At 72.1% G+C, this 22,637-nt stretch carries 13 protein-coding genes; 4 read left to right on the forward strand and 9 right to left on the reverse strand.

Annotated elements, in window-relative coordinates; genetic code table 11:
- Positions 1–161: 161 nt before the first annotated feature.
- On the reverse strand, positions 162–2,357 hold the full coding sequence (locus ACFY5B_RS31885) for an ATP-dependent DNA helicase UvrD2 (RefSeq protein WP_389976163.1): 2,196 nt from the start codon (positions 2,355–2,357) through the stop codon (positions 162–164).
- 183 nt (positions 2,358–2,540) lie between these two features.
- Between ACFY5B_RS31885 and ACFY5B_RS31890 the strand changes: the two genes are divergently transcribed.
- Complete coding sequence (locus tag ACFY5B_RS31890; protein ID WP_003992805.1) at positions 2,541–2,783, forward strand: mycoredoxin; 243 nt, start codon at positions 2,541–2,543, stop codon at positions 2,781–2,783.
- A gap of 88 nt (positions 2,784–2,871) precedes the next feature.
- Here the strand turns inward: ACFY5B_RS31890 and nudC are convergent, their stop codons facing one another.
- The 5 genes from nudC to ACFY5B_RS31915 form a co-directional block, all read right to left on the reverse strand.
- The gene (gene nudC / locus ACFY5B_RS31895) at positions 2,872–3,816 is read right to left on the reverse strand and encodes an NAD(+) diphosphatase (RefSeq protein WP_389976167.1); all 945 of its coding nucleotides are present in this window, start codon (positions 3,814–3,816) and stop codon (positions 2,872–2,874) included.
- Between the two features lie 157 nt (positions 3,817–3,973).
- Positions 3,974–5,377, reverse strand: a complete 1,404-nt coding sequence (locus tag ACFY5B_RS31900) for a dipeptidase (RefSeq protein WP_389976170.1) — start codon at positions 5,375–5,377, stop codon at positions 3,974–3,976.
- Between the two features lie 10 nt (positions 5,378–5,387).
- Positions 5,388–9,074: a UvrD-helicase domain-containing protein gene (locus ACFY5B_RS31905; RefSeq protein WP_389976173.1), complete on the reverse strand. Its 3,687-nt coding sequence runs from the start codon at positions 9,072–9,074 to the stop codon at positions 5,388–5,390.
- Between the two features lie 91 nt (positions 9,075–9,165).
- Entirely contained in the window at positions 9,166–12,537 is a 3,372-nt protein-coding gene (locus ACFY5B_RS31910; protein ID WP_389976176.1) for an ATP-dependent helicase, read from the reverse strand.
- 265 nt (positions 12,538–12,802) lie between these two features.
- A complete protein-coding gene (locus ACFY5B_RS31915; RefSeq protein ID WP_389976179.1) occupies positions 12,803–13,195 on the reverse strand; it encodes an MGMT family protein in 393 nt (130 codons plus the stop codon).
- A 186-nt stretch (positions 13,196–13,381) separates the two neighbouring features.
- On the opposite strand from ACFY5B_RS31915, the gene ACFY5B_RS31920 reads away from it, so the two are divergent.
- The 3 genes from ACFY5B_RS31920 to ACFY5B_RS31930 all read left to right on the forward strand — a co-directional run bounded on the left by ACFY5B_RS31920 (position 13,382) and on the right by ACFY5B_RS31930 (position 19,514).
- Positions 13,382–16,111: a lysylphosphatidylglycerol synthase domain-containing protein gene (locus ACFY5B_RS31920; protein ID WP_389976181.1), complete on the forward strand. Its 2,730-nt coding sequence runs from the start codon at positions 13,382–13,384 to the stop codon at positions 16,109–16,111.
- Positions 16,112–16,349: 238 nt separating this feature from the next.
- Complete coding sequence (locus ACFY5B_RS31925; RefSeq protein ID WP_389976184.1) at positions 16,350–17,894, forward strand: alpha/beta hydrolase; 1,545 nt, start codon at positions 16,350–16,352, stop codon at positions 17,892–17,894.
- A 150-nt stretch (positions 17,895–18,044) separates the two neighbouring features.
- Positions 18,045–19,514, forward strand: a complete 1,470-nt coding sequence (locus tag ACFY5B_RS31930; protein ID WP_389976187.1) for an alpha/beta hydrolase — start codon at positions 18,045–18,047, stop codon at positions 19,512–19,514.
- Positions 19,515–19,621: 107 nt separating this feature from the next.
- On the opposite strand, the gene moeZ is transcribed toward ACFY5B_RS31930, so the two are convergent.
- From moeZ to ACFY5B_RS31945, 3 genes are all read right to left on the reverse strand, one after another.
- Entirely contained in the window at positions 19,622–20,800 is a 1,179-nt protein-coding gene (gene moeZ / locus ACFY5B_RS31935; protein ID WP_104777511.1) for an adenylyltransferase/sulfurtransferase MoeZ, read from the reverse strand.
- Between the two features lie 63 nt (positions 20,801–20,863).
- Complete coding sequence (locus tag ACFY5B_RS31940) at positions 20,864–21,613, reverse strand: spherulation-specific family 4 protein (protein WP_389976190.1); 750 nt, start codon at positions 21,611–21,613, stop codon at positions 20,864–20,866.
- Complete coding sequence (locus ACFY5B_RS31945; RefSeq protein WP_010047687.1) at positions 21,601–22,560, reverse strand: NAD(P)-dependent oxidoreductase; 960 nt, start codon at positions 22,558–22,560, stop codon at positions 21,601–21,603. The genes ACFY5B_RS31940 and ACFY5B_RS31945 overlap by 13 nt, the downstream gene beginning before the upstream one ends.
- Positions 22,561–22,637 lie beyond the last annotated feature (77 nt).

Consider the following 22,637-nt stretch of genomic DNA (forward strand, 5'->3'; position numbering starts at 1 on the left):
ACTCGCCTCCTCTCGGCGTCTTGGGGGACTGGGTGAACCAGTCCGACGGATATGCAAGTACAACACGGAATCAGGGCCTCCGAGAAGGCCGCTGCTCTCGTGCCTAAGAACCTATGGGGATTGCTGGGGCATGCGCAAACTATTTTTTCGACGAGTTCGTGTCAGTCCTGATCTCGGCTCTCCGCGCCTGACTGGCCTGCGCAGATGGCCAGTACGTCGGCCCCGTAGCGGGTGAGCTTGCGCATCCCGACGCCCGGGATGCGGGCGAGCTCGCGTTCGTCGTCGGGGGCGGACTCGGCGATCCCCATCAGCGTCCTGTCAGTGAACACGCAAAAGGCGGGCTGGCCGCTGCTGCGTGCCTGGTCGGCCCGCCACTCGCGCAGCCGCTCGTACAGGCCCTCGTTCATGTCGGAGGGGCAGTCGTCGCAGCGCATCAGCTTCATCTCGCCCGGGTCCGTCAGCGTGCGGCCGCAGACCCGGCAGCGGGCGGGAACTCGTTGGGTCCGCCTCGGGGCGGAATCCCTGGTTCCGGAAGTTCCGCGCTCGATTCCGCCCGCCCCGCCGGAGCCGGCACGGCCCGTGGTGGCCGTCGAGCCCGGGCGCAGTCCGTCGAGGAAACGGCTGGGACGGCGGTTGGGGCGGCCGCCGGGCGAGCGGGAGAGCGCCCAGGAGACATGGAGGTGTTCGCGCGCGCGGGTGACCCCGACATAGAGGAGCCTGCGCTCCTCCTCTATCTGTTCGTCCGTCTTCGCGTAGGTGATGGGCATCATGCCCTCGGCCACACCCACCAGGAAGACGACGTCCCACTCCAGGCCTTTGGCCGAGTGCAGGGAGGCGAGGGTGACGCCCTGCACGGTGGGGGCGTGCTGGGCGCTCGCTCGTTCGTCGAGTTCGGCGACGAGGTCGGCCAGGGTGGCGCCCGGTTTGGCGGCGGCGAAGTCCTGGGCCAGGTTCACCAGGGCGGCCAGGGACTCCCAGCGCTCTCTCACGGCACCGGAACCGGCCGGTGGCTGGGGCGTCCAGCCCTCTCCCGACAGGACGGCACGCACCTGCGAGGGCAGGTCGACGACATCGTCGAGAAGGGCGTCGTTGCCGCCGAAGCGGGCCGCGCCGCGCAGGGCGATGCCCGCCTTGCGCACCTCCGGGCGGTCGAAGAACCGCTCGGCGCCGCGCAGCTGGTAGGGCACCGCGGCGTCGGCGAGTGCTTGCTCATAGGTCTCGGACTGCGCGTTCGTGCGGAAGAGGATCGCGATCTCGGAGGCCGGGACCCCCGAATCGATGAGCTCCCGGATCCGGCGGGCCGCGCCTTCCGCCTCGGCGGGCTCGTCGGTGTACTCGGTGTAGACCGGCTCGGGCCCCGCGGCGCGCTGGGAGACGAGCTCCAGGCGGTGGTCGGCGGCCCGCCCCCGGGCCTGGGCGAGCAGGCCGTTGGCGAGGTGGACGACCTGGGGGGTGGAGCGGTAGTCGCGGACCAGCTTGACGACGGTGGCACCGGGGTGGCGGGTGCGGAAGTCGAGCAGGTGGTCGGGGGTGGCTCCGGTGAAGGAGTAGATCGTCTGGCTGGCGTCCCCGACCACACACAGGCTGTCCCGTTCGCCCAGCCACAGTTCGAGCAGGCGCTGCTGGAGGGGGCTGACGTCCTGGTACTCGTCGACCACGAAGTGCTGGTACTGAGCGCGGATCTGCTCCGCGATGTCGTGCCGGTCCTGCAGGACGGCCACGGTCAGCAGCAGGACGTCCTCGAAGTCGATGACGGACCGCTCGCGCTTGACGTCCTCGTAGGCCGCGTAGAGCTGGGCGATCTCGGCGGGATCGCGGGGAGACTCACGGCCGGCCTTGGCGGCGGCGGGCGCGTAGTCGGCGGGGACGGTCTGGGTGACCTTGGACCATTCGATCTCGGCGGTGACATCCCGCAGCTCGCCACGGTCGAGCCGGATGCGGCAGGCGGCCGCCGCGTCGGCGACGAGCTGGATCTTGCGGTCGACGAGCCGGGGCATGGAGCCGCCGATCGCTTTCGGCCAGAAGTACTGCAGCTGGCGCAGGGCGGCCGAGTGGAACGTGCGCGCCTGGACGCCGGCGGCGCCGAGCTGACGCAGCCGGCCGCGCATCTCTCCGGCGGCGCGGGCGGTGAAGGTGACGGCGAGGACGCTGGTGGGGTGCAGGATGCCTGCGCGCACTCCGTAGGCGATGCGGTGGGTGATCGCCCGGGTCTTGCCCGTGCCCGCGCCCGCCAGGACGCACACCGGACCGTGCAGGGCCGTGGCCACCTCGCGCTGCTCGGGGTCGAGCCCTTCGAGCACGGCGTCGGCGGAGTCCGGTACCTGCGGGAACAGGGTGGAGTGCGTTGCTGCTGTCACACCGCCATGCTGCCAGGTCCCGCGAGACGGCCGCGCCGGTTGTCCACAGGCGGGCACTGATAGTCGTACCGATGCGGCAGGCGTCACGTCGGGCCGGATCCGGGGCACGGGAATGGTGGACCTTTCACATACGTTCCCCCACTGCGACCACCCGCCCCGAGCCACCGAAGGAGCACGAGAGACATGCTGGGCACTGTGACGATGTACAGCACCACGTGGTGCGGCTACTGCCGCCGGCTGAAGAGCCAGATGGACCGCGAGGGCATCGCGTACACCGAGATCAACATCGAGCAGGACCCGGAGTCCGCCGCGTTCGTGGAGAAGGCGAATGGCGGAAACCAGACGGTGCCCACCGTCCTGTTCCCGGACGGCTCGACGCTCACGAACCCCTCGCTCGCTCAGGTGAAGCAGAAGATCGGCGCCTAGTCACCCTGTGCCTGGTACGGGGAAGGCGGCTCCTGAGGAAGCTCAGGGGCCGCCTTCTCTCATAGCGGGGACGGCCACGCTGACGAGGTCAGAGGACGCTCCGCGTCGGGAGCGGCTTGCCGTACCAGAGTTCGATCAGGCGGGCCGCGATGGAGATGCCGTAGGGCGGGAGCACCTCACCCGACTCGAAGGCGGCGTGCAGCTCTTCGCGGGAGAACCAGCGGGCCTCGTGGATCTCGTCGCCGTCGACCTCGATCTCGGTCGAGGTGGCCCGGGCCATGAAGCCCAGCATGAGGCTGGACGGGAAGGGCCAGGGCTGGCTGGCGACGTACTCGACCTGGCCGACGCTGATGCCGACCTCCTCGTGGACCTCGCGGCGCACCGACTGTTCGATGGCCTCCCCGGGCTCGACGAAGCCCGCCAGCGTCGAGAAGCGGCCCTCGGGCCAGTGCACCTGGCGGCCGAGCAGGATGCGGTCGTCCTCGTCGGTCACGGCCATGATCACGGCGGGGTCCGTGCGCGGGTAGTGCTCCGCGCCGCAGGCCTGGCAGCGGCGGATGTGTCCGGCCGCGGCGATGACGGTGCGCTCGCCGCAGCGTGAGCAGAAACGGTGCGTGCGCTGCCAGTTCTCCAGCCCCACCGCGTGGACCATCAGGCCCACGTCGCGGGCCGACAGCAGGGCGCCCGCCTCGCGCAGGCCGGCCGGGCGCGCGGACTGGTCCATCCGTCCGGGCAGGGAGTCCTTCTGGAGGGCGAAGTAGCTGACACCGTCCCCGTCGATACCGAGGAAGTAGCGGTGGGCCTCGGTGAGGGGAGCTTCGAAGGAGGGGGTCATGACGAGTTCGGTGCGCCCGTCCGCCGTCTCGTCGATGAGGACCTGCCCGCCGGAGACCACGAAGCAGCGCGTCGTGGGGTGGCTCCATGCCGCCGCGAGCCAGGCCTCGTCGAGCCGGTGGTGGGCGGCCCGGTCGATGCCGCTCGGGGCGGTGAGCGAGATGGGGCGGTCGGCGTTGTGGTCGGTCCAGGTGGTCACGGGTGCTTCCAACTCCCCGGTGGAACGGTCGGGTTCGGCGGGCGGTTCAGCGGGACGTACGGCTTGGGGGCGACCGGGTCCGGCGGGCTCGGGCGGGTGCGGGGCGGCGTTTCCAGTGTGCCCCGCGCGCGTGGCCGGCCCGGACGGAACGGCTTGCTCAGGGCTCATGGCGCCAGTTCTCGGCGAGGTCACCCCACAGGTACGCGGTGGTCTCGACGCCCTTGAGGAGCAGGTCGAGTTCGACTTTCTCGTTCGGGGCGTGCCAGCCGTCCGAGGGGACGGAGATGCCCAGGAACAGCACCGGGGCGCCGAGGACGTCCTGGAGGTCGGCAGCGGGGCCGGAGCCGCCCTCGCGCGTGAAGCGGACCGGCTGCTCGAAGGCACGGCTCATGGCGCGGGTGACCGATTGGAGGGCGGGGTGGTCCAGCGGCGTCAGGCACGGGCGCGTGGCTCCGCCGAAGGTGATGTCGCAGCGGATCCCGGGCGGCACCTGCTGCTCGGCCCAGGCGCGGACGGCTTTCTCCACATGGCCGGGGTCCTGGCCCGCCACCAGGCGGAAGGACAGCTTCACCATGGCGGAGGCGGGGATGATCGTCTTGCTGCCGTGGCCCTGGTAGCCGCCGCCGATGCCGTTGACCTCCGCGGCGGGCCGGGCCCAGATCCGCTCCAGGGTGGTGTAGCCGGTCTCCCCCCGGGTGGCGTTCGACTTGGCCGTGCGCAGCCACTGCTGCTCGTCGAAGGGCAGTTCGGCGAAGAGTTCGCGTTCGCGGTCGGTGAGTTCGACCACTCCGTCGTAGAAGCCGGGGATCGCCACGCGCGCGTGCTCGTCATGCAGGGCGGCGACCAGGCGGGCCACGGCCGTCGCGGGGTTGGGCACCGCGCCGCCGAAGGAGCCGGAGTGGATGTCCTGGTCGGGTCCGTGCAGGCGTATCTCGCATTCGGCGAGGCCACGCATGCCGGTGCACACCGTGGGGGTGTCCTCGGACCACATGCCGGTGTCGGAGACGATCACGGCGTCGGCGGCCAGCTGCCCGGCGTGCTGCTCGACCAGGGCCCGGAAGTGCGGGGACCCGGACTCCTCCTCGCCCTCGACGATCAGCTTGAGGTGCACGGCCGGGTTACTGCGTCCGGTGGCTGCGAGGTGGGCGCGGACGCCCAGGGTGTGGAAGAACACCTGACCCTTGTCGTCGGCCGCCCCGCGCGCGTGGAGGCGGTTGCCGCGGACGACCGGCTCGAAGGGTTCGCTGTCCCAGCCGTCCTCCCGGGCGGCGGGCTGCACGTCGTGGTGGCCGTAGACCAGCACCGTGGGCGCCTGCGGGTCGTCACAGGGCCACTCGGCGAAGACCGCGGGGGCGCCCGGGGTCGGCCAGACCTCGACGGTCGGGAATCCGGTCTCCTTCAGCTTGGCGGCGAGCCAGTCGGCGCTGCGTCGTACGTCGGGCGCGTGGTCGGGCTGGGCGGACACCGACGGGATGCGCAGCCACTCGGCGAGGTCGTCGAGGAAGGCGGCGCGGTGCTGCTGGATGTACGTACGGACGACGCTGTCCGGGGTCTGGCTCATGGTCACGAGCCTATCGGCCCGCACCGACGTCCTCGGAGTGCGGTTCCTCACCGGACCCCGTCGCCGTCCGCGCGCTCATCCGGGCAGCCGCCTCCCCGTCGGACGGGTCGTCCAGCAGCAGCCGTTCCAGGGCGGCGCGGTCCGGCAGCTCCGGGCGCACGACCTCCCCGCTGCGCACATACAGGAACGCGGCCGTGACCGACTCCGGCGGCACGCCCCGCTGCTCGGCCCAGGCCAGGCGGTAGACGGCGAGCTGGAGCGGGTCGGCGGTACGGGAACGGTTGGTCTTCCAGTCGATGATCTCGTACGTCGCCTCGTCCCCGGCGCCCTCCTTGTAGACGGCGTCGATGCGGCCCCGGACGATCCGGCCGGCGATCTCGAGCTGGAAGGGAGCCTCCACCCGGTAGGGCGTGCGGTGCGCGTACGCGGTGCGCTCGAAGGCCTCCTTGAGGGCCTCCAGATCCCGTTCGTCGGCGATCTCGGCCTCGCTGCCGGGCAGTTCCTCCGGTTCCAGCATGGGCAGCATGAGTTCTTCGAAGCGGGCCTCGACCCAGGCGTGGAAGCGGGTGCCGCGGCGGGCCGCGGGCTGGGGCGGGCGGGGCATGGGGCGGGCCAGCTCCTGGGCCAGGCCGTCCGGGTCGGCGGCGAGGAGCAGCAGCTGGGACGCCGAGAGCGACGCCGGGAGGGGGACCTCGGTGACGCTGTCGCGGGCGCGCAGGAGTTCGCCGGTGAGGGCGTCGAGGTCGCGGTCCCAGGAGGCGATGGTGCGGGCTTCCTCCGGGGTGAGGTGTGGGTGCTCCCGGCGACGGGGGGCCGAGGGCTCGGGGGCCTCGCGCTGGGGGCGGGCGGCCCGGAGTTCCGGTGGCGCCGCCTGGTGGGGGACGGTGGGGCGGGCTGCGGCCCGGGCGTCACCGGCCGCCGGGTCTTCCGGGGAGGCACTTCGGTAGAGGTCCTCGACGACGGAACCCTCAGCGACGGGGTCCTTGGCGACGGGGTCCTTGGCGAGGGGGGCCTCGTGGAACGGGTCCTCTTCGAAGGACTCCTCGTCGAAGGGCTCCTCGTCGAACGGATCCGGTTCTTCGTGCAGAGGGTTTTCGTAAGGAGGCTCGTCCTCCTCGGGGGGCGGCGGCCACTCCGGATCGGCGAGGTCGTCCGGGTCGTGCGTGGCCGTGGGATGCCCGTCGTCCTCCCGGGACGCGAGGTCCTCCAGGTGGGCCAGGACGGTCTCGGCGGCCGCGCGGCGGCGGGCCAGGGCCGTCTCGTCCAGGGGCAGGGGCCAGACCTGGCCGGCCGTCGCCTGGTGCAGGGCGGGGTTCTCCTCGTCCTCGGCGGGTTCGTCCGCCCAGGCCTCGATCTCGCCGTACCCGGCCTCGCAGTGCTCGTAGAGGGCCTGGAGGAAGGCGGACGGTCCACGGCGCTTCTTCTGGGTCGGGCCCCACCAGTGGCCGGAGCCCAGGAGGAGGGAGCGGGGCCGGGTGAAGGTGACGTAGCCGAGGCGGAGTTCCTCGGTGTGCTGGTGGTCCTTCATGGCCTCGTGGAAGGCCTTCAGGCCCTTGGCGTCCCAGGACGCCACGTCGGGCAGGGTGTCGGCGTCGCCGCGCAGCCCGTGCGGCAGGACCTTGCCCTGGGAGGTCCACTTCTCGCGGCCCTGGCTGCTGGGGAAGGTGCCGGTGACCAGGCCGGGGACGACCACGACGTCCCACTCGAGGCCCTTGGACTTGTGGGCGGTGAGCACCTTCACGGTGTTGTCGCCGCCCGGGAGGGCGTTGTCGAGCCCCTTCTCGTACTGGGCCGCGGTGCGCAGGAAGCCGAGGAAGGCGAGCAGGGTGGCCTCGTTGTCGCCGGCGGCGAAGGAGGCGGCGACATCCAGGAAGTTGGACAGGGTCTCGCGGCGGCGGGCGGCCAGGGCGTGCGGGGACGCCGACAGCTCCACCTCCAGGCCGGTGACGGCGAGGACGCGGTGCAGGACGTCCATCAGCGGGTCTGCCAGGGAGCGGCGCAGCTCGCGCAGTTCGGTGGCGAGCCGGGCGAAACGCACGCGCGCGTCGGGCGAGAACGGCAGTCCGTCGTCGTCGCCGCGGCCGTCCAGCGGTGTCTCGAGGAACGTGTCGAGGGCGTCCGCGAGGGAGATCACCTCGGACGGGTCGACCCCTTCGACGGCCTCGGCGAGGCGGCGGTCCTGGTCGTCGTCGTCCGCCACGCGCGCGTGGGCCACGAGGAGCCGGGCACGCCGCCCGAGGAGGGCCAGGTCGCGCGGGCCGATGCGCCAGCGGGGGCCGGTGAGCAGGCGCACCAGGGAGGCGTTGGCGCCGGGGTCCTGGAGGACCTCGCAGACAGCGACGAGGTCGGCGATCTCGGGCAGGTGCAGCAGCCCGGACAGGCCGACGACCTCGACCGGGACGTCCCGTGCGACCAGGGCGCCCTGGATCTCGGCGAAGTCGGTCGCCGTGCGGCACAGCACGGCGATCTCGCCCGGTGCCGTCCCGGTCCGCACGAGGTGGGCGACGGAGTCGGCGGCCCAGTCGATCTCCTCGGCGTGGGTGGGCAGCAGGGCGCAGCGGACCGCGCCGTCGCGTTCGGCGCCGGGGGCGGGGCGGAGGGCCTCCACGCCCGCGTGCAGGGCGCGCAGGGGCTCTGCGAGGCCGTTGGCGAGGTCGAGGAGGCGGCCGCCGCTACGGCGGTTCTCGCTGAGCGCCTGGCGGGTCGCGGGGCGGCCGTCGGCGTGGGCGAAGTGCTCGGGGAAGTCGTCGAGGTTGGCGACGGAGGCGCCGCGCCAGCCGTAGATCGCCTGGCAGGGGTCGCCGACGGCGGTGACCGGGTGGCCGGTCCCCTCGCCGAACAGTCCTGCCAGGAGGACGCGTTGGGCGACCGATGTGTCCTGGTACTCGTCGAGCAGGACCACCCGGAATTCGTCGCGCAGCAGGCGTCCCACCTCGGGGACACCGGCGAGCCGGGCGGACAGGGCGATCTGGTCGCCGAAGTCGAGCAGGTCCCGCTCGCGCTTGGCGGCCCGGTAGCGGGTGACCAGCTCGGCGAGTTCACGCCGGGCGGCGGCCGCGTCGGGGACCTTGCGCAGGTCGGCGTTGCTGAGCTTGGCGCCCCGCAGGGTCAGCAGCAGTTCGGCGTCGTACGCGCGCAGTGCCTCCGGGCGTACGAGGTGCTCGGCGAGTTCGGAGTCGAGGGCGAGGAGGTCGCCGACGAGGTCGGGAAAGGAGCGGGTCAGGGCCGGGTAGGGCCCCGGGGCTTCGCGCAGGACGCGCGCGGCGAGCTGGAAGCGGGTGGCGTCGGCGAGCAGCCGGGACGTGGGCTCGAGACCGATGCGCAGGCCGTGGTCGGTCAGCAGGCGGCCCGCGAAGGAGTGGTACGTGGAGATCACCGGCTCGCCCGGCGGGTTGTCCGGGTCGATGGCGTCCGGGTCGGTCACGCCGGCCTTCACCAGCGCCTTGCGGACGCGCTCGGCGAGTTCCGCGGCGGCCTTGTTGGTGAAGGTGAGGCCGAGGACCTGCTCGGGGGCGACCTGGCCGGTACCGACCAGCCACACCACGCGGGCCGCCATCACCGTCGTCTTGCCCGAGCCGGCTCCGGCCACGATCACCTGCGGGGCGGGCGGCGCGGTGATGCAGGCCGTCTGCTCCGGGGTGAACGGGATGCCGAGGAGCTCTTTGAGCTGTTCGGGATCGGTGATACGGGCGGGCACATCGAAAGGCTAGCGGCGGCCACTGACACTGCCGGCCGCACCGGCCTTCAGGGGAGGAAGAAGCGCAGGTCAGCACGGGTGGTGCGATACCTCACTCGACGACGTGACGCCCCTCCTGGCGCGCGCTGCACGAGGCCCGGAACGCGCAGTGCGTGCAGTGCTGCCCGGCGGTCGGCGTGAAGCGTTCGTCGAGGACCTTGCCGGCGGCGGTGGCGAGCAGGTCGCCGACCCACTCCCCCTCCAGCGGCTCCTGGGCCTGCACCTTGGGCAGGCTCTCGCCGCCGTCGCGTTTGGCCGCCCCCTGCCGGAGGTGGACGAGTTCGGCGCCGCCCGGTTCGGGACGTACGCCGTCGAAGGCCTCGTCGACGGCACCCTCGCGGACGGCCAGTTGGTAGACGGCGAGCTGCGGGTGGCGCTCCACCTCCTTGGAACCGGGCGCCTGCTTGCCGGTCTTGAAGTCGACCACGTAGGCGCGGCCGTCGCCGTCCGCCTCGACCCGGTCCATCTGGCCGCGGATGCGCACCTGGTAGTCGCCCGCTTCGAGGGTGACGTCGAAGTCGTGCTCACTGGCCACGGGGGTGCGGCCGGTGCGGTTCATGACGTGCCACTGCAGGAACCGTTCGAGCGCCACGCGCGCGTTGTCCTTCTCCTGGGCCGACTTCCACGGCGCGTCGAAGGCCAGCGCGTTCCACACGGAGTCGAGGCGTTCCATGAGGACGCCGAGGTCGGCCGGGGTGTGCCCGGAGGCGACCTCGTCGGCGAGGACGTGCACCACGTTGCCGAAGCCCTGGGCGGCCGTCGCGGGCGCGTCGGCCTTCACCTCGCGGCCGAGGAACCACTGGAGGGCGCAGGTGTTGGCCAGTTGGTCGAGGGCGCTGCCGGAGAGCACCACGGGCTGGTCGCGGTCGCGCAGCGGCACCTTGGACTCGGTCGGCTCGAACATGCCCCACCAACGGTAGGGGTGCGCCGACGGCACCAGGGGGCGGCCGTCCTCGTCGGCGAGGGCGGCGAGCCGGGCCAGGCGGTGCGCGGCGGCCTCCCGGAGAGCGTCGGAGACGCGCGGGTCGACCGTGGTGGCGCGCAGTTCGGCGACGAGCGCGGCGACGGACAGCGGGCGGCGGGGGCGTCCGGTGACGTCCTTGGGTTCGACGCCGAGTTCCGCCAGGAAGCGGGAGGGCTGGTCGCCGTCGTCGGCTGGTGCCTTGACCGCGGTGACGACGAGGCGTTCACGCGCGCGCGTGGCGGCCACGTAGAACAGACGGCGCTCCTCGGCGAGCAGCGCGCCGGGGGTGAGGGGTTCCGCGAGTCCGTCGCGCCCGATGCGGTCGGCCTCCAGGAGGGAGCCGCGGCGGCGCAGGTCGGGCCACAGGCCCTCCTGGACGCCCGCGACGACCACCAGGCGCCACTGAAGGCCCTTGGAGCGGTGCGCGGTCATCAGGCGGACGGCGTCGGGGCGTACGGCACGCCGGGTGAGGGTGTCGGCGGCGATGTCCTCGGCGTCGATCTCGGCCAGGAAGTTGAGGGTGCCCCGGCCGCCGGTGCGCTCCTCGGCGCGGGCGGCGGTGGCGAACAGGGCGCACATGGCGTCCAGGTCGCGGTCGGCGTTGCGTCCGGCGGCGCCACCCCGGCGTGCGGCCCGTTCCAGCCGCGCGGGCCATGGTGTGCCCTGCCACAGGTCCCACAGCGCCTCCTCGGCCGTGCCGCCGCCGGCCAGGCGCTCGCGGGCCTTGCGCAGCAGCGCGCCGAGGCGCTGGGCGCCACGCGCGTACGTGGGGTCGTGCACGGCGAGTCGCTCCGGTTCGGCGAGCGCCTGTGCGAGCAGTACGTCGGAGGGCGGCGGCAGCGGGTTGCCGGCGGCGCGCTCCTCGTCACGCAGGGCGCGGCCGAGGCGGCGCAGGTCGGCGGCGTCCATGCTCGCGAGGGGGGAGGTCAGGAGGGTGAGGGCGGTTTCGGTGTCGAGCCAGCGGGTGCCCCGGTGCACGGAAGGGGCGACCTCGGATGAGGGGGCATGCCCGGGGCCCACAGGCTCGGGAGACACATCGGAGGCCTGAGGCTCCTCGACGGGGCCCGCCTCCGCCGCGGCCACCGCCCGCAACGCCGTCAGAAGGGGTGCCACCGCCGGTTCCTGCCGCAAGGGCAGATCGTCGCCGTCGATGTCCACGGGGACGCCCGCCGCCGAGAGGGCGCGGCGGAGCGTCGGGATGGTGCGGGAACCGGCGCGCACCAGGACGGCCATCTCGCTCCAGGGGACGCCGTCCTCCAGGTGCGCCCTGCGGAGGATGTCGGCGATGTTGTCCAGCTCCGTCCCGGACGTCGGGTACGTGTACACCTCGACGCGGCCGCCGTCGCGCACCGGGGCGAGTTCGCGATGGGCGCGGACCTTCTCGGCGGGCAGGCGGGTCAGGGGCATGCGCTGGGTGAGGAGCCGGGTGGCGGCCAGCAGGCCGGCACCGGAGCGACGGGACGTCCGCAGCACCGAGACGGGGGCCGGGCGGCCGTCCGCGCGCGGGAAGGCGTGCGGGAAGTCCAGGATGCCGTTCACGTCGGCGCCCCGGAACGCGTAGATCGACTGATCGGGGTCACCGAAGGCCACGAGCGTGCGGCCGCCGCCGGCCAGGGCGTCCAGCAACCGCACCTGAGCGGGATCCGTGTCCTGGTACTCGTCGACGTAGACGGCGTCGTACCGGGCGGCGAGCCACGCCGCCACCTCGGGACGGCGGGCGAGGAGCACCGCGCGGTGGACGAGTTCCGCGTAGTCGATCACGCCCTGCAGGTCGAGCACGTCGAGGTACTCGGCGAGGAAGGCGGCCGCGGCGCGCCAGTCGGGCCGTCCCGTGCGGCGGGCGAAGGCGTCCAGGGCGTCGGGGCCGAGGCCGAGCTCACGGCTGCGGGCCAGGACCGCGCGGACCTCGTCGGCGAAGCCGCGGGTGGTCAGGCAGGCGCGCAGCTCGTCCGGCCAGCGCACGTGCGCGAGCCCGAGCCGTTCCAGGTCGACCTGGCCCGCGAGCAGCTCCCGCACCGAGACGTCCTGCTCGGGTCCGGACAGCAGGCGCAGCGGGTTCACGAACAGGTCGCTGTCCTGGTGGGCGCGGACCAGGGCGTAGCAGAACGAGTGGAAGGTGGTCGCCCGGGGGGCGCGGGCGGCGCCGGTCCGCAGGGCCATGCGGTCGCGCAGTTCGACGGCCGCCCGGCGGCTGAACGTGAGCACCAGGACGCGCTCGGGGTCCCCTCCCCGGGCGACGCGCTCGGCCACGGACTCGACCAGGGTGGTGGTCTTGCCGGTGCCCGGACCTGCTAGGACGAGCAGCGGACCGGCCCTGTGGTCAACCACGGAGCGCTGCGAGGCGTCCAGAAGAGGGGGGTCCATGCGGGCAGGAGGGGTACGCACCAGTCGGTAAGCGCCACGGCTCCCCCACCGCACCCGGGGGTGCGACAGGCCGCTGGTGGAGGAAGAGGAGCTCACGTGGTTCGCCGGTTCTTTGGAAGTGCTGGGTGACGGGCCGCCGCGCGTGGCGGGCGGTGACCGCGGGGTGACGGGGGCACGCGCAGCCGACGCTACGCCGATGAGTCAGGCGGAAGCAGGCCTTCCCCTTCTTCCCACCGACCACTCACGGCACTCGTGGCGCTCATGCCCCTTGCCTCACGAACGTACGTCATGCCCCCGGTGTGCCCCGATTCCCCCATACGGATCACGGGTCACACGGGCGGACGTCCGATGGCGGAAGCTGTCAGGTGTGACCCTCCGCGCGATCACCGCCGTCCCACCGCGCGCGTCTCATGTCGATGCGCGGCAGGTGGCCCTCGGCGGCGCGGCTCGCCTCCTTCAGGGGCGTGCCCTCCGCCCGGTAGTGGCCGAGCGCCCGTTGTTCGTGCCCCGGCAGCAGGACGCCGTCCGCGCGGACGACCCGCCACCATGGAGCGGCTCCGCCGTAGAGCGCCATCACACGGCCGACCTGGCGCGGGCCGCCCTGCTCCAGCCACTCGGCGACGTCCCCGTAGGTCATGACACGACCCGCCGGGATCAGTTCGGCGACGTCGAGGACCCGCTCGGCGAACTCGGGCAGCGCCTGCGCGAGCTCGTCCTCGTACCGGCCCCCCTCAGGGCTCCTCTGCTCACTCATCCGCCCCATCCTGCCCCACCCCACCGACAACGGGCCGGGCGCGCTCCGGAGCGTTTCCCCCACCGGGCGGTGGCCCATCGGGCAGACTGTCCGCCCCCGCATGTGCACCCTGATTGCCCCATGTGCCGGTGCGGCATGCCACCATCGTGCGGGCGGTGACCGGTGATACGAGACCAAGAAGAGACGATGAAGCAGCAGGGTGCGCACCCCGAGAACACGGAGGGCATCTCTGACGCGTCGTCGCGCCCGGGCACTCCGGACGACGGACCGAAGGGGGCCGCGAAGAAGACGCGCGCGGCCGCCGAGGAATCCGACTTCGCACACATCGACGAGGTGGAGGGCGACGAACCGCTCCTCCCCGCGCGCGTGCACCGCCCGTCCGACCTGATGCGTCTCCTGGTGGGTGTGCTCGCCGTCGCGCTCCTGATCGGGATCGCCGCGTTCGCGCACGGCACCACCTCGGGCCTCGAACAGGACATCAACAAGGGCACCGGGCAGGCACCCGACCTGCTCATCAAGATCGCGGGGCTGGCCTCCAGCATCGCCATCCTGCTGGTGCCGGTCGCCTTCGCCATCGAGCGGCTGATCAAGCGGGACGGGCTACGCATCGCCGACGGCGTCCTCGCGGCGGTCCTCGCGCACGGCGTGACCCTCGCCACGGACCTGTGGGTCGCCCGGGCCGCCCCCGACTCCATCCAGGAGGCGCTCACCCAGCCCTCTCCCGGCGACATCCACGCGCTGACCGACCCTGTGCACGGATACCTCGCCCCGGTCATCGCCTATATGACGGCCGTCGGCATGTCCCGCAGACCGAGATGGCGAGCGGTGCTGTGGGTCGTGCTGCTCCTCGACGCCTTCTCGATGCTCGTCACCGGGTACACGACCCCGTTCTCGATCATTCTGACGGTGCTGATCGGCTGGACCGTGGCCTACGGCACGCTGTACGCGGTCGGCTCGCCCAACGTCCGGCCCACGGGGCAGACGCTGATGGCCGGCCTGCGGACCGTCGGCTTCCGCCCGGTCAGCGCGTCACGAGAGGACACTTCGGACAACCCGGACACCGGAGACCGGGGGCGGCGCTACTTCGTCACTCTTGAGGACGGCCCGCCCCTGGACGTGACGGTCGTCGACCGCGAGCAGCAGGCCCAGGGCTTCTTCTACCGCGCGTGGCGCAACCTCACCCTGCGCGGCTTCGCCACCCGCAGCAGCCTCCAGTCGCTGCGTCAGGCTCTGGAGCAGGAGGCGCTGCTGGCGTACGCGGCCATCGCGGCCGGCGCCAACGCACCCAAACTGATCGCCACCTCCGAGCTCGGCCCCGACGCGGTGATGCTCGTCTACGAGCACAGCGGCGCACACACCCTCGACTCGCTGCCGGACGAGGAGATCACCGACGACCTGCTGCGCGACACCTGGCACCAGGTGAAGGCGCTGCAGTCGCGGCGTATCGCGCATCGCAGGCTGGTGGGCGACGCGATCCTGGTCGATCGTTCAGGCACGGTGATCCTCACCGACCTGCGCGTCGGCGAGATCGCGGCCGGTGATCTGCTGCTGCGCATGGACACCTCCCAGCTGCTGGTGACGCTCGGCCTGCGGGTGGGCGCCGAGCGGGCGGTGGCCTCTGCGGTGAGCGTGCTCGGTCCGGACGCGGTGGCGGACTGCCTGCCGATGCTCCAGCCCATCGCGCTCAGCCGTTCCACGCGCGCGACGCTGCGCAGACTGGCCCGGGAGCGGGCACAGCGCGAGCGCGACGCGGTACTGGAGGCCTCCCGGCTGGCCAAGCAGGCCCGCCTGGATGAGCACGCGGACGAGTCCGGGCCCGTCCTGGAGAAACCCGACAAGAAGGCCGTACGGGCGGAGCAGCGGGCCGAGAAGCGGGCGATCGACGAGGCTGTGGAGGAGGCGCGCGAGGAGGACCTGCTCACGCAGATCCGGCACGCGGTGCTGCGGATCAGGCCGCAGGCCCCCGTCGAGCCGGCGCGCCTGGAGCGGGTGCGTCCGCGCACGCTGATCAGCTTCATCGCCGGCGCGATCGGCGCGTACTTCCTGCTGACGCAGCTCACGCACATCGAGTTCGGACCGCTCATCGCGAACGCCGAGTGGGGCTGGGTCGCCGCGGCCGTGCTGTTCTCGATGTGCAGTTACGTCGCCGCGGCGATGGCCCTGCTGGGATTCGTACCCGAGCGGGTTCCGTTCGTGCGGACCGTGGCGGCCCAGGTCGCCGGGTCGTTCGTGAAGATCGTCGCCCCGGCGGCCGTCGGCGGTGTCGCGCTGAACACGCGCTTCCTGCAGCGCGCGGGAGTGCGGCCGGGGCTCGCGGTGGCGAGTGTCGGCGCGTCGCAGCTGTTCGGGCTCGGCTGCCACATCCTGATGCTGCTGTCCTTCGGCTATCTGACCGGCACCGAGAAGACGCCGTCGCTGTCGCCGTCCCGGACGGTCATCGCCGGCTTGCTCACGGTGGCGGTCCTCGTGCTCGTGGTGACCTCGGTGCCGTTCCTGCGGAAGTTCGTCGTCACGCGCGTGCGGTCGCTGTTCGCCGGTGTCGTGCCGCGCATGCTGGACGTGCTTCAGCGGCCGCAGAAGCTGGTCACGGGCATCGGCGGCATGCTGCTGCTGACAGCCTGCTTCGTGATGTGCCTGGACGCGTCGATCCGCGCGTTCGGCGACGACTCCACCTCGATCAGCATCGCCAGCGTCGCCGTCGTCTTCCTCGCGGGCAACGCCCTCGGCTCCGCGGCACCGACACCCGGCGGTGTGGGCGCGGTCGAGGCGACCCTGACGGTCGGTCTGATCGCCGTCGGGCTCCCGAAGGAGGTCGCGGCACCGGCGGTCCTGCTGTTCCGCCTCCTGACGCTGTGGCTGCCCGTCCTGCCGGGCTGGCTGGCCTTCAACCACCTCACACGCAAGCAGGCGCTCTGACCCGAGCGGAGCGGGGCGGGTTCGTCAACCCCTCCGACCCGAGTGGGTCGGGTGTGGGTTTGTCAGTCCTCTGACCGGGCTCGGGGCGGGTTCGTCAGCCCTCCGACCCGACCGGACCGGGCGCGGGTTCGTCAGCGCCGTCGGCCCGGCGAGCAGGCCCTTTCGCCTCACCCAGCCCTCTTACCTCGTACGGCCCGCGTCCCGCGCGCCCCGTCCGGGACCGCCGCAGGATGGAACCATGCCAACGCTCCTCCGGCTGCGCGCCGCCGCCCTGACCGCCTCCGCCGTGTTGCTGTCCAGCGTGCTGGCGGGCTGCGGCGACGACGCCCAGGACGCGGACGTGACGCGGCAGGAACTGAGCTGGAAGGCCTGTCCGGCCCCGGACGAGGCCCAGGGCGGGGGCGCCCCGCCCTCTCCCCTGCCGGACGGCGGCGAGTGGCAGTGCGCCACCATGAAGGCCCCGCTCGACTGGGGCACCCCCAAGGGCGACACGATCGGCCTTGAGCTGATCAGAGTCAGGACCACCGGCGACGACAGCGAACGCATCGGCTCGCTCATCTTCAACTTCGGCGGCCCCGGCGCCTCGGGCGTCACCACCCTGCCAGGCTCCGCAGACGGCTTCGAAACCCTGCGCACCCGCTACGACCTGGTCAGCTTCGACCCACGCGGAGTCGGCCGCAGTGCCCCCGTCCTCTGCGAGAACGACCAGCAGCTCGACGCGTACTTCCAGCAGGACGCCACGCCCGACGACGCCGTCGAACGCCGCCGGCTCGTGGACAGCACCAAGGAATTCAACGACGCCTGCGAGCAGAACTCCGAGAAGCTCCTGCCCCATGTGCGCACCACCGACGCGGCCCGTGACCTGGACCTCATGCGCCAGGTCCTCGGCGACGACAAGCTGCACTACTTCGGCTTCTCCTACGGCACGGAACTCGGCGGCGTATATGCCCATCTGTTCCCCGAGCGGGTCGGCCGCGTCGTGTTCGACGCCGTCGTGAATCCCACCCTGAACTCCGAACAGGGCTCGCTCGCGCAGGTCAAGGGCTTCCAGCTCGCGCTCGAAAACTTCGCCGCGGACTGCGTGTCGAAGACCGAGGAGTGCCCCATCGGCGACAGCGCGCGGAACGTGACGGACCGCATCGACACGCTGCTGAAAGACCTCGACCACAAGCCGATCCAGGGCGTCTTCCCGCGCGAACTGACCCAGAGCGCGGCAACGAGCGGCATCGTGCAAGCGCTGTACTCACAAGACTTGTGGGAGACCCTCACCGAGGGCCTGAAGCAGGCCTACGACGGTGACGGCAGCATCCTGATGCTGTTGTCCGACTCGCTGAACGGGCGCAGCGAGAACGGCGAGTACGACAACTCGACCGCTGCCCATACCGCGATCAGCTGCGCGGATACCAAATCGCGCTACGACACCTCCTACGTGGAGCGGAAACTGCCCGAGTTCCGAACCGCGTCCCCACTGTTCGGCGACTCCTGGGCCTGGGGCATGATCGGCTGCACCGACTGGGCCGTGGCGGGCGCGGCCGACCACCCGGACGTCAGCGCTCCGGGCTCGGCGCCGATCCTGGTCGTCGGCAACACCGGTGACCCGGCCACTCCGTACGAGGGCGCGAGGGCGATGGTGGACGCGCTGGGCAAGGGTGTCGGCATCGAGCTGACCTACCGGGGGCAGGGTCACGGCGCCTACGACAGCAAGAACCCGTGTGTGCAGGGCGCGGTGAACGGTTATCTGCTGGACGGAAAGGTGCCGCCGGCGGGGACCGTCTGCACCTGACGCCCTCAGCGCTCTCGCGAACCCACAAACCCACAAAACCGCAGGTCAAAGGGTTATCCACAGGTTGAGACGGTAGACGCGGGATGTGCCTACCATGGCCGGACCGCCATCCGCGGCACGAAGCGGACGGCCTGCGAGGGGGGATGGGCAATGACGCGCTTCGTTCGGTGGACCGCTCTGGCGGCCGCATCGGCCCTGCTGGCCGCGGGCTGCAGCGGCGGTCCGTCCGACGACGACCGGAGCGGGCTGTCCTGGGGGCGTTGCGAGGCCGGTGCCGACGGCCCCGCGCCGAGCAGCGACTGGCAGTGCGCGACGCTGAAGGTGCCGCTGGACTGGTCGAAGCCGGACGGCGAGACGATCGGTCTGGGGCTGATCCGCGCCAAGGCGCGCGGCGGCGACCGGGTCGGGTCGCTGCTGTTCAACTTCGGCGGCCCGGGTGCCTCGGGCGTGTCGATGATGCCGTCGTACGCCCCGACCGTCTCCTCACTGCGCGAGCGGTACGACCTGGTGAGCTGGGACCCCCGCGGGGTGGGCGCGAGCGAGGGGGTCCGCTGCCGGGGCGACAAGGAGATCCAGGCCGCCGAGTCGGTGGACCTCACCCCGGACACCCCAGCCGAGGAGAAGGCGTACCTGGAGGACGCCGCCGACTTCGGCAAGGGCTGCCGGAAGGACGCCGGCAAACTCATCGCCCACGTCTCGACCGCCGACTCCGCCCGCGACATGGACCGCATCCGTGAAGTCCTCGGCGACAAGAGGATGAACTACTTCGGCATCTCCTACGGCACCGAACTGGGCAGCACCTACGCCCACCTGTTCCCGAAGAAGGTGGGGCGCATGACGCTGGACGCGGTCGTCGACCCCGGGGCGGACACCGTGGGCCACGCCCAGAACCAGGCGAAGGGCTTCCAGCGCGCGCTGAACAGTTACCTCGAGTCCACCGGCCAGGACCGCCAGGAGGGCACGCGGAAGATCGCGGCCCTGTTGCAGCGGATCGACGCCCGCCCCCTCCCGGCGGGCCTGCCGGGGCGGAGGCTGACCCAGGCCCTCGCGGTGACCGGCATCATCCTGCCGCTGTACAGCAAGGACAGCTGGCCGACGCTGACCAGCGCCCTCGACGCGGCCGAGCAGGGCGACGGCTCGGAGCTGCTGACCCTCGCCGACCGCTACAACGAACGTGCCCCCTCGGGGCGCTACGGCACGACGACCCACTCCCAGCGGGTCATATCGTGCCTGGACGACCGGCAACGGCCGACGGTGGCCGAGACGAAGCGGCTGCTGCCCCGGTTCGAGAAGATCTCCCCGGTCTTCGGCACGTTCCTCGGCTGGGACACGGCCGGCTGGTGCCACGACTGGCCGGTGCCCGGACAGCACGACACCCCGGAAGTGAGCGCCCCCGGCGCGGCACCGGTCCTGGTGGTCGGCAACACCGGCGACCCGGCCACCCCGTACGAGGGCGCGCGCAGGATGGCCGACGAACTGGGCAAGGGTGTCGGAGTGATGCTCACCTGGCGGGGCGAGGGGCATGGCGCGTACGGCAGTGGGAGCGATTGCGTCGACTCCACGGTGAACGCGTACCTGCTGGACGGTTCGGTGCCGGAGGACGGCAAGGTCTGCTCATGACGACGGCGGGGGCCTCGGACACCCGTGGTGCCCGAAGCCCCCGCCGCAGGGAGAGGGAGGCCGGATACGGCTCAGTGGACCGGCTCGGCTCCGTAGTTCGATACGGCTCAGTACACCGGCTTGGACGGCTCGATCTGGTTGACCCAGCCGATCACGCCACCGCCGACGTGCACCGCGTCCGAGAAGCCCGCGGACTTCAGCACCGCGAGGACTTCCGCACTGCGGACACCCGTCTTGCAGTGCAGGACGATCTTCTTGTCCTGCGGGAGGCTCTCCAGGGCGGTGCCCATGAGGAACTCGTTCTTCGGGATCAGCCGGGCGCCCGGGATGGAGACGATCTCGTACTCGTTCGGCTCACGGACGTCGATGATGTCGATGCTCTCGCCGTCGTCGATCCACTCCTTGAGCTGCTTGGGAGTGATCGTGGAGTCGGCGGCCGCCGCCTGGGCCTCCTCGGACACGACGCCGCAGAAGGCCTCGTAGTCGATGAGCTCGGTGACGGTCGGGTTCTCGCCACAGACCGCGCAGTTCGGGTCCTTGCGGACCTTGACCTGGCGGTACTGCATCTCCAGGGCGTCGTAGATCATCAGTCGGCCGACCAGCGGGTCACCGATGCCGGCGAGCAGCTTGATGGCCTCGTTGACCTGGATGGAGCCGATGGACGCGCACAGCACGCCCAGGACGCCGCCCTCGGCGCAGGAGGGGACCATGCCGGGGGGCGGGGGCTCCGGGTACAGGCAGCGGTAGCAGGGGCCGTGCTCGGACCAGAAGACGGACGCCTGGCCGTCGAAGCGGTAGATCGAGCCCCAGACGTACGGCTTGTTCAGCAGCACACAGGCATCGTTGACCAGGTAGCGGGTCGCGAAGTTGTCCGTGCCGTCGACGATCAGGTCGTACTGGCTGAAGATGTCCATCACGTTGTCGGCCTCGAGCCGCTCCTCGTGAAGGATCACGTTCACGTACGGGTTGATGCCCTTGACGCTGTCGCGGGCGGACTCCGCCTTGGGGCGGCCGATGTCGGCCTGGCTGTGGATGATCTGGCGCTGCAGGTTCGACTCGTCGACCTCGTCGAACTCCACGATGCCGAGGGTGCCGACGCCCGCGGCGGCCAGGTACATCAGCGCCGGCGAGCCCAGGCCGCCGGCGCCCACACACAGCACCTTGGCGTTCTTCAGCCGCTTCTGCCCGTCCATCCCGACGTCGGGGATGATCAGGTGGCGGGAGTACCTGCGGACCTCGTCTACGGTGAGCTCGGCAGCCGGCTCGACCAGGGGTGGCAGCGACACGGGGACTCCGTTGGTCGGTCAATCACTACGGTTGTTCTCCCCGTAACAGTGCCATGTGCTTTTTCATTCCGAGACACCTGTTCCGACACGCGAGACGAATTCGTCCCAGTAGCCGGGCATGGCCTCCCAGGGGTCGATGTGACCGCCCCCGTCCGTGTGGTCGGTGATCCAGACCGTCGCGGCGCCCTGCCAGCGGGCGATGCGGAGCGCCTCGGCCAGGTGGGGGCGGGGCACGCCGTGGACGAAGTGGCAGAAGCGCTCGGGGGTGTGGTCGGCGGTCCACTCGGCCACCTGCGACCAGCGGTAGTCGCTCCAGGGTCCGGAGAAGGTGACCAGTTGGTCGGCGAGCTCGACGTAGCCGGGGTGCGGGTGGATGCCGTGGCCGAGGACGATGTGGGCAGGGTCACGGATCACGCGCAGCGTGGCGACCGTGCGGCGGATCTCGGGCAGCCCGGCGTGGTCGGCCGGGCAGCGCTCCAGGAGGAAGCCGTCGATCTGATACCAGTCGACGAATCGGTGGGCGTCCGAGATCAGTTCGCCGAAGTTCCGGGTGCCGTACCGGGTGTCGAGGTGGCCGAGGACGCGGATGCCCGCGTTGCGCAGGCGGCCGGCCGCCGCCAGGCAGTGCGGGTCGGGGCGCGCGCCGGGACCGTCGGCCACGTTGAGGACCACCCAGTGCAGCGGGGTGCCGGGGCGGGTCAGCTCGCCCCATTCGGTGGGGGCGAGGAGGGGATGTGCGTAGCCGGGCACCCCGACGCCGGGGCGGAGTTCCGTGCCCGCAGTGCTCCGCCGGGATCTGGTCAGATGCGGCATGCCGCCTCCATCCAGATGTCGGCAAGGGACTCCTCGAGGCCGATCCGGGGACGCCAGCCGAGCCGGTCGCGCGCGGTGCGCACGTCGGCCTGCTGCCAGCTGCCGCAGCCGTCCGGGTACGGGTATGCGACGGGGGGCGCGTGGTCCGGGTCGGGGCGGGGGTGGCCGATGGCCGTGCGAAGGGCGCCAGGAGGCCCGTCGAGTTCGTGGAGGGCGCCGCCGTATCCGGCGACGCGGGCGAGGACCGCGGCGGCGTCGCGCAAGCGCACGGCGCGGCCGGAGCCGATGTTGATGACGCCCTGCGCGGCGGAGAGCGAGGCGGCGTGGACGGCGCGGGCCACGTCGCGGACGTCGACGAAGTCGCGCTGGGCACCGAGCCCGCCGAGTTTCAGCTCGCCGTCGCCGGACTGCATGGCGCGGCGCATGGCCTCGGCGAGACGGCCGAGCGGGGAGCCGGCGGGGGTGCCGGGCCCGGCCGGTGAGAAGACGCGCAGGACGACGGCGTCCAGGCCGGAGCCCAGGACCAGTTCGGTGGCGGCGAGTTTGCTGACGCCGTACGGGCCGCCGGGCCGGGGCACCGCGTCCTCGGCGGTGGAGGAGCCGGGCTGGCTCGGGCCGTACTCCGCGCTGCAGCCGATCTGCACCAGCCGGGCTCCGCAGCCGCTGCGGCGCAGGGCCTCGCAGACGGTGGCCACGGCGACGGTGTTGTGGCGGGTGAGCTCGCGGGCACCGCCGCGGGTGGCGCCGGCGCAGTTGACGACGACACCCGGGTGGACCGCGTCGAGGAAGCGGGTGAGGGCGCCGGGGCTGCCCGAGGCGAGGTCGAAGCGGACGTCGGCGTCGTCACCGCGGCCGAGAGCGGTGAGCTGCACGGCCGGGTCGGCGAGCAGGCGGTCGGCGACGAAGCGTCCGATGTAGCCGTTGGCTCCGATCAGCAGGACTCTCATCGCGCGGCTCCCCGCGTCGCCGGGGTTCCTGGGTGGGTGGTCATGCGGGTTCTCCTCGAGGCGGAAAGGAAGGGAGG

Origin of the sequence: Streptomyces sp. NPDC013187 (genome assembly GCF_042899705.1) — a bacterium.
In the GTDB taxonomy this organism is placed as follows: domain Bacteria; phylum Actinomycetota; class Actinomycetes; order Streptomycetales; family Streptomycetaceae; genus Streptomyces; species Streptomyces hawaiiensis_A.

Excerpts from the sequence above, each read along its gene's own strand:
- ACFY5B_RS31890 (WP_003992805.1), top strand. The coding sequence starts at position 2,541 with ATGCTGGGCACTGTGACGATGTACAGCACCACGTGGTGCGGCTACTGC.
- ACFY5B_RS31900 (WP_389976170.1), bottom strand. The coding sequence starts at position 5,377 with ATGAGCCAGACCCCGGACAGCGTCGTCCGTACGTACATCCAGCAGCAC.
- ACFY5B_RS31915 (WP_389976179.1), bottom strand. The coding sequence starts at position 13,195 with ATGAGTGAGCAGAGGAGCCCTGAGGGGGGCCGGTACGAGGACGAGCTC.
- ACFY5B_RS31920 (WP_389976181.1), top strand. The coding sequence starts at position 13,382 with ATGAAGCAGCAGGGTGCGCACCCCGAGAACACGGAGGGCATCTCTGAC.
- ACFY5B_RS31925 (WP_389976184.1), top strand. The coding sequence starts at position 16,350 with ATGCCAACGCTCCTCCGGCTGCGCGCCGCCGCCCTGACCGCCTCCGCC.
- ACFY5B_RS31930 (WP_389976187.1), top strand. The coding sequence starts at position 18,045 with ATGACGCGCTTCGTTCGGTGGACCGCTCTGGCGGCCGCATCGGCCCTG.
- ACFY5B_RS31940 (WP_389976190.1), bottom strand. The coding sequence starts at position 21,613 with ATGCCGCATCTGACCAGATCCCGGCGGAGCACTGCGGGCACGGAACTC.
- ACFY5B_RS31945 (WP_010047687.1), bottom strand. The coding sequence starts at position 22,560 with ATGAGAGTCCTGCTGATCGGAGCCAACGGCTACATCGGACGCTTCGTC.